Source organism: Microcoleus sp. ARI1-B5, assembly GCF_036705795.1.
Classification (GTDB): Bacteria; Cyanobacteriota; Cyanobacteriia; order Cyanobacteriales; family Microcoleaceae; genus Microcoleus.
In genome coordinates, this window is record NZ_JAUBVK010000024.1 from 101,119 (window position 1) to 107,227 (window position 6,109).

5 protein-coding genes and 1 pseudogene are annotated in these 6,109 nt (G+C 45.0%); 4 read left to right on the forward strand and 2 right to left on the reverse strand.

Annotation, left to right across the window (positions count from 1 at the left end; genetic code table 11):
• Positions 1-61 precede the first annotated feature (61 nt).
• On the reverse strand, positions 62-406 hold the full coding sequence (locus QUB63_RS26490) for a DUF4870 domain-containing protein (protein WP_332948344.1): 345 nt from the start codon (positions 404-406) through the stop codon (positions 62-64).
• A 102-nt stretch (positions 407-508) separates the two neighbouring features.
• Here QUB63_RS26490 and prfC point away from each other — a divergent pair, with 102 nt between their 5' ends.
• A complete protein-coding gene (gene prfC, locus QUB63_RS26495; RefSeq protein ID WP_332948345.1) occupies positions 509-2,137 on the forward strand; it encodes a peptide chain release factor 3 in 1,629 nt (542 codons plus the stop codon).
• 808 nt (positions 2,138-2,945) lie between these two features.
• Here prfC and tnpA read toward each other — a convergent pair.
• Positions 2,946-3,359 (reverse strand): IS200/IS605 family transposase, encoded by a 414-nt coding sequence (gene tnpA, locus QUB63_RS26500; RefSeq protein WP_332948346.1) that lies wholly within the window; start codon positions 3,357-3,359, stop codon positions 2,946-2,948.
• 75 nt (positions 3,360-3,434) lie between these two features.
• On the opposite strand from tnpA, the gene QUB63_RS26505 reads away from it, so the two are divergent.
• The 3 genes and pseudogenes from QUB63_RS26505 to QUB63_RS26515 all read left to right on the forward strand — a co-directional run.
• Positions 3,435-4,541, forward strand: coding sequence for an RNA-guided endonuclease InsQ/TnpB family protein (locus QUB63_RS26505; RefSeq protein ID WP_332948347.1), 1,107 nt, complete (start codon positions 3,435-3,437; stop codon positions 4,539-4,541).
• Complete coding sequence (locus QUB63_RS26510; protein ID WP_332948348.1) at positions 4,538-4,876, forward strand: transposase; 339 nt, start codon at positions 4,538-4,540, stop codon at positions 4,874-4,876. Before QUB63_RS26505 ends, QUB63_RS26510 begins: the two co-directional genes overlap by 4 nt.
• Before the next feature lie 603 nt (positions 4,877-5,479).
• A pseudogene (locus QUB63_RS26515) lies at positions 5,480-6,041 on the forward strand (reverse transcriptase N-terminal domain-containing protein); the annotation flags it as partial.
• Between the last annotated feature and the right edge of the window lie 68 nt (positions 6,042-6,109).

Sequence of the window (6,109 nt, forward strand, 5' to 3'; positions counted from 1 at the left end):
ACCCGGTTTCTTCAAGAAGAAACCGGGTTATTTTTATCGATGGTGAAGCGCGATTTGCTGTCTAAACAATTCGGAAAATAAAAGGGTAGCGGTAAGGTTGATTGGGATCTTGCAAAACGTGGAGGATAGCCATGATTGTCAGTCCCCAGTGCAGCAAATAACCTAGGGGCACTAGGAAAAAGCCGGCCAGCCCGAAAGTCACCACAGTTAGCGCCACAATCACAGCGCTGTACACCCATACATTCAGATGAAAATTGATGGCTTCTGTGGCGTTTTCTTTGACAACGGGGTCATCTGATACTAACAATACGGCGATCGGCGCTCCGATCGAGAACAGTAACGTGCTGAAAAAAATCGCCCCGTGACACACCAGTGATAGCAGCTTCCGCTTGTCGGAGTCGTACATATTACTTTGATTCCTTGACTTTAGTGATAATTTTACCTTTAATAGCAACTGTAGCACAGGCTATAATGGCGATCGGGTGATGATTCCCCTACCTAATTTGTGATGACAACAGAACTCGAAACTGAACTGCAAACTGCTGTTGAGCACCGGCGCAACTTTGCGATTATCTCGCACCCCGACGCGGGTAAAACTACTTTGACAGAAAAGCTGCTGCTTTACGGAGGTGCAATTCACGAAGCAGGTTCTGTGAAAGCGCGGCGGGCTCAGCGACACGCTACCTCTGACTGGATGGCGATGGAACAGCAGCGGGGAATTTCGATTACTTCTACTGTTTTGCAGTTTGAATATCAAAATTATCACATTAATCTGCTCGATACTCCGGGACACCAAGATTTTAGTGAAGATACTTATCGTACTCTGGCTGCTGCTGATAATGCGGTGATGCTTGAGGATGCTGCTAAGGGTTTGGAACCGCAAACTCGCAAGTTATTTGAAGTTTGTAAATTGCGACGTTTGCCTATTTTTACTTTCTTTAATAAGCTCGATCGCCCCAGCAGAGATCCTTTGGATTTGTTGGACGAAATTGAGAAGGAATTGGGGTTGCAGACTTATCCGGTAAATTGGCCGATAGGTACGGGCGATCGCTTTAAAGGTGTTTTCGATCGCAGAAAGCGCAAAATTCACTTGTTCGAGCGGACTAAACACGGTTCTCGCGCGGCGGTTGATACTGTAATTGAATTGGGCGATCCGCGCATTGAGGATTTGTTGGAACAAGACCTTTACTATCAGCTCAAAGAAGAGTTGGAACTGCTGGATGAGTTGGGAACTGAACTCGATTTAGACTCGGTTCGGGCTGGGAAAATGACGCCTGTTTTCTTTGGCAGCGCGATGAGCAATTTTGGGGTCGAACTGTTTTTAGATGCGTTTTTAGATTACGCTATGAAACCGATCGCCCGCAACAGCAGCGCCGGGGAACTTCCGCCAACTTATGAAGATTTTACCGGGTTTGTGTTTAAATTGCAAGCGAATATGGACCCGAGACACCGCGATCGGGTGGCGTTTATTCGGGTTTGTACGGGCAAGTTTGAAAAGGACATGAACGTGACTCACGCTCGAACTGGTAAAACGGTGCGTTTGTCAAGACCTCAAAAGTTATTTGCTCAGGATCGGGAGTCGATCGAAGTTGCGTATCCGGGCGACGTGATCGGTTTGAACAATCCGGGGGTTTTTGCGATCGGCGATACTATTTATACTGGGCAAAAACTGGAATATGAAGGGATTCCCTGTTTTTCTCCCGAACTTTTTGCTTTTTTGAGAAATCCCAATCCTTCTAAGTTTAAGCAGTTCCGCAAGGGCGTTTCGGAGTTGCAGGAAGAAGGCGCTGTGCAAATTATGTACTCGGTTGATGAGTCGAAACGCGAGCCAATTTTGGCTGCTGTGGGACAGTTGCAATTTGAGGTGGTACAGTTCAGAATGCAGTCGGAATATAATGTGGAAACGACGATCGATATGTTGCCTTACAGTGTAGCTCGCTGGGTTGACGGCGGTTGGGATGCGCTGGCAAAAGTTGGACGGCTGTTTAATACGGTGACGGTGAAAGATAGTTGGGGCCGGCCTGTTTTGCTGTTTAGAAATGACTGGAATTGCCGACAGGTGGAAGGGGATCATCCTGTTTTGAGGTTAAATGCGATCGCCCCTGTGGTTTCAGGTTTGGCTCTTAGCGCGGAGTGATGATGATTGGTTTGTAGCGACGCGGGATGCCGCATATGTGTCAACAATCGCCTGAAAACTTTTTATCTCTCGTTTGTAGCCTCTTGCCAGATCCCCCTCGCATACCCCCTACTCGACCCCTACTCCCCTGGTTGTAGGGGAGTAGGGGTTGACTGTCGATCGGAATCTTGTCCCACCCCCTACTCCCCTTTTGAAGGGGAGTAGGGGTCGAGTAGGGGGGATCGGATCTCGGCGGTAAACAGCAGTCTCTGAGTACATTTAACGTGTTTGTTGACACTAATGAACAGTGTTGTGTCCCTACCAAATGTTTGTATCTAGGAGGAATCGCATTTAACTTCTGTCTCCATAAATGCTCTGTCGGCTAATAGCTTCAACTGAAAGAATGCTCTTTCTTGCCCCCCTTCTTCAGCTACGGTGTACACACAAGTCGAGTTGGAAATCAAATAAACCCAAAGTCATGGAAATTTATTTTTTAAATCCTTGATTTTGGGTTAACTATTACTAGGTAAGGTTTTTAGAAGTTGTGCGTACACCGCAGGCTTCACAAGGGGGGCCACTCACGCGATCGGGCATTAATCGTCAGACAGTATACTGATAGTAGGTTTGAACTGGTTGTTGACACCTGTGGGCATTGCCGTCTCCCTACCCAGATATGCGACTTTTAACTGCCAGCCGGGAAGTCCCGGGCGTATATTCAGAGGGGATGAATCTGAGCGCTGCGCCCCGTACCCCGAATGAATTACCGCAGGGATGAAAGGCTCGTCGGATGGAGGGACGGAAGCCGACAATTAGACTTACCTACTACGAATCAATCTTCGGGAGTGTCTTGATTCTCAATGTACTTCCTAAGTGTTGAAACGGTAACACCTCCACAAGATGCAATAAAGTAAGAACTACTCCATAGAACATCTTTGTGATAAAACTCATTCACCCTTTCAGGAAATTCACTCCTAAGTCGGCGGCTTGCTACAGACTTGATATTGTTTACGAATTTTGACAAGTCCATTTGCGGGTAATACTGAAATAAGAAGTGGATATGATCCTCTTCACCATTAAATTCTATGAGCTTACACGACCATTTTTCAGTGAGGTCGGCAAACACTTCATTAAGTCGAGCCAGCATTTGAGCATTGAACACCTTGCGCCTATATTTGGTACACAGGACTAAATGAGCCTTGAGGTCTGAAACCGAGCGGGCGTTTGCCACGAAGTCGTTCTTCATGTTTTTTGTTTTCGGTGTTGCATTTTGGACATACACAGACTATACTGTGCAAAGGTCGAAAAAAAGAAGCTAAAAATGCAACTCACTTACAAATACCGCCTCAAACCCACAAAAGCCCAACTAACAACGATTGTGGCTCACTTAGAACTTTGTCGCAGGCAGTACAACTACCGACTTGGAGAAAGATTTAGGTGGTGGGAAGCAACGAGAACACCCATAAATGCTTGCCCATTGATTGTTTCGATAGTCCCGATTGAGGAAATTTATCAAAATATTCCCTTAACTAGGGTGCAAACTAGGGACGGCAGAAAAAAGGATGAGTCAGGCAATTCTTTGACCAAGAAAGGTGATGTTTTCTCGAACATTGAAGGCGGATATGTACAGTGGCAAACGATACAAATTGCCGAGCTAAAAAACACCAAAAAACTATTTCCTGACTACAAAGCGTTGGATTCTCAGGTTTTGCAAGATGTCGTCAACAGAGTTGAAACTTCCTTTTCAAATTTCACCACGCCCGATAAAAACGGCAATCGTAGAGGTCAGCCCAGATTCAAAGGGCTTCACTACTACAAATCCTTCACTTATCCTCAACTAGATAACTTAGATATTGTCAAGGACGAGCAAGATAGGATTTGTATTAGTCTCGCCAAAATAGGTCAAGTGCCTATGGTTTTCCACCGTCCAATACCAACAAAGTTCAAAGTTAAGACGGGTACAGTTATCAGAGAAGCGGATGGGTGGTATATTTCCATGACGCTAGAAGATAAAACGGTTCCCGTAACGGTTGCAGAAATTCAAGCGACGGTCGAAAATACTGTTGGTATTGATTTGGGAATAACCAATTACGTTTACCTATCCAATGGCGAAAGGGTTGAGAATCCTAGGTTTTTAAGGAAGTCGGCTGAGAAATTAGCAAGACTTCAAGCGAAGTTAGCTAATAGAGTTAAGGGTTCTAAGCCTTGGAAAGTTATCAAGGACAAGATTTCCAAACTCCATCAGTTCGTAGCTAGATCCCGATTAGATTTTCAATTCAAAACTGCACATGAGTTACTTAGCAAGTGTGAAGTTTTAGTTGTTGAAGACTTGAGTGTTAAAAATCTAACTAGACGCAGCCTAAAACTGACATTGAGAATGGCAATTTGGTTTATTTGCCGAACGGCCAGTCAGCAAAAAGTGGCTTGAACAAATCCATGCTTGATGCTGCTCACGGACAATTCGCCAGCGTTCTCAAATATGTTGCTGGGAAGTTAGGTAAAACTGTTCTATTTGTTGACCCCAAAGGCACTTCTCAACATTGCTGGGATTGCCTCAACAAAGTTCCGAAAGAATTATCAGATCGGTGGCATTCTTGTCAGTGTGGAGAATCCTTGGATCGAGATGAAAATTCAGCCAAACTTATAAAGAAGATTGGATTGAGTTACGAAAGTGGCGGGGGAACTCCGTCACTCAAAAAAGCCTTTGAAAAAAAGGAAAAAGAAGCCTGCGGTCTAACTGTACGTGCGATTCGTTTAACCTAAAGTAAGTTGAAAGGCTTACGGGACGGTTAACCCAGTTGATAAGACTGGTGATAGCTGATTACATTTGTAGGTGCGGGTTTAGCCCAAATCCTACCCCTCAAGTGCTGAGGTGAAAACATATCCCCTAGTTTGTTGGGTAGCAACTAGCAGGCTAAAGCGGGGGTAAAAGGCAGAACTACGCTTAAGCCAACCCGGTAACTGTCGAGTAAAAAGTCCATGTGTAGCGAAAGCAAAGATGTGTTTGAACCATCGTGAAGACCAATGGTGTAATGGCTGAAATCAGGATAAACCCGTTGAAAAACACGGTAAAGACCGATTAACACCAAGCCAAAAGGCAAGGATAGGGGCATAAGCGGTTTTACAGCCGACTTATAAGCACCGCCCAATAAACCCGGTGGAGAGCATCACGCTAAAGACTTTAACAATGTGTAATCGGAACGAAGTAACTCTCTTAAGTCTCTGGTAAGGTCGATAACCAGTAAGTAGCTAACGAATGATTTAAGAGAGAGGGATTGTATCAAAAGCGAATGCTATGTTGTAATGACAAAGATATGCTGACAGATACAGGGTAATTCCAAAGATGGAGTCCTAGTAGCAATATATATGTCTAATACGCAGAACAATCTGACGGTGGAATGGAAAAACCTGAATTGGCGCAAGCTAGAACGGGTAACTTTCAAGTTGCAAAAACGAATCTATCAAGCGAGTGAGCGTGGTGATGTTAAAGCCCTGGAGCAAACTACAAAAGACCCTGATTAGGTCTTGGTCTGCCAAGTGTATCGCGGTTCGTAGGGTAACACAGGATAACCAAGGAAAAAATACGGCTGGAGTTGACGGGATTAAATCGTTGACCCCAAAGCATCGTATAAAATTGGTAAATCGTTTGAAACTTACCGGAAAATCAAAACCCACTCGAAGGGTGATGATTCCCAAGCATGGTACGAATGAAAAACGTCCATTAGGAATACCCACAATAAACGACCGTGCCTTGCAAGCGTTAGTAAAACTAGCGTTAGAACCGGAGTGGGAGGCTAAATTCGAGCCTAACTCATACGGTTTTAGACCGGGGCGTTCCTGTCACGATGCGATACAGGCAATATTTGTCAGCGTCAATCAAAAAGCCAAATATGTGCTGGATGCTGACATCTCCAAGTGTGTGCGCCGTGGCAGTCAACACGGTATCCCCAATCTAATTGGGAGAGACTAAGAAGAATGTCTCTAAGTCAACCAACT